The sequence below is a fragment of the Tepidimonas sp. genome (assembly GCF_046292505.1).
GTDB lineage: Bacteria > Pseudomonadota > Gammaproteobacteria > Burkholderiales > Burkholderiaceae_C > Tepidimonas.
On sequence record NZ_JBKBQX010000122.1, the window covers coordinates 1 to 1033 of the forward strand.

Annotated in this window: 1 protein-coding gene and 1 pseudogene; one reads left to right on the plus strand and one right to left on the minus strand. The window is 61.1% G+C overall.

Annotated features, from left to right (window positions below; genetic code table 11):
• The coding region (locus tag ACK4TH_RS12150) for a phage capsid protein (protein WP_409626821.1) at positions 1-793 on the minus strand (793 nt) is incomplete at its 3' end.
• Positions 794-893: 100 nt separating this feature from the next.
• Here ACK4TH_RS12150 and ACK4TH_RS12155 point away from each other — a divergent pair.
• Positions 894-1033, plus strand: a pseudogene (locus ACK4TH_RS12155) (peptidase); the annotation flags it as partial.

Genomic DNA, 1033 nt, shown 5'->3' on the forward strand with positions numbered 1-1033 from the left:
CCTGCCAGTCGCCGAAGTGCATGCCGTCCGAAACCCACGCCGGGCACTGACGGATGGTATCGGCGCCGTCGACGTAGGACGGGATTCCGTTACCATTCAGCGCGTCGCCGTAGTCTTCGTACGGAACGAACATGAAGCCCATGAACTTCGACACTTCGCCGTCGACCAGCGCCTTGATGGCGTTGTAATCGGACGAACCGACCTGCGTTTCGCCCAGCAGGTCATCCGCCTGTTCGGCGGTGACAGCCAAGAACGGCTGCTGAGTACGCAGGTTGACGTGCCGCTTCTTCATGAGTTTGCGCAGCGCGCGCAGCTTGGCCACGGACATGCGCGTGGTGCCGTGCGCAACCGTGTTCGCCGCCTTGTAGATGGTATCCGTCGTCCCGTCCTTGCCCGTCTTGGCGACGGCATAGAACTTTTCCATGACGATGGCGTCCATCTTGCGGGCCGCCGCTTCACGCATGCGCTCGACGTACGGGCTGGTAGGCTCGTAGATCATCTTGAGCGTGTCGAGACGGTCGATCAGGATGGCGCAATCGAACTCACGTCCGACGATCCAGCGCTGCGTGTGTTCCACTTCGGACAGCTTCGTGTCGGCGTACGGAGTGTTGCGCTCCGTGAACTCGACCGGGCCGAGGAAGTTGACGACCTGGGCCTTTTCACCCGAATACGGGCTGCGGGAGACGAAGGGGATAATGATACCGCCCGTCTTTTCCAGCTTGGCCTGGACGTTCGCCGTGTACATCTTCACATGATGTTCCGGCACCTGATAAGATGCGAGAGTTTCAGCCATTGGTACACCCCATGTTTAGCCTGCCTTGCCTGTGGTTCGGCGGAGAGGGGTGTCCCTTGTTAGGCCCTCAAAAGGAAAAGGGAGCCGAACCACTCGGCGCCAGCGCGACGGCGAGGCCTTGCGCCGCTCCGGCATCGAATTCAACGCCAGCCTCATCTTTGGTGGCCAGATCCGCGGCGAGGGCATGCGGCTGTTTCAGGTCTACTCCCCCGGCAATTTCATCGAGGCCACCGCGGAAAC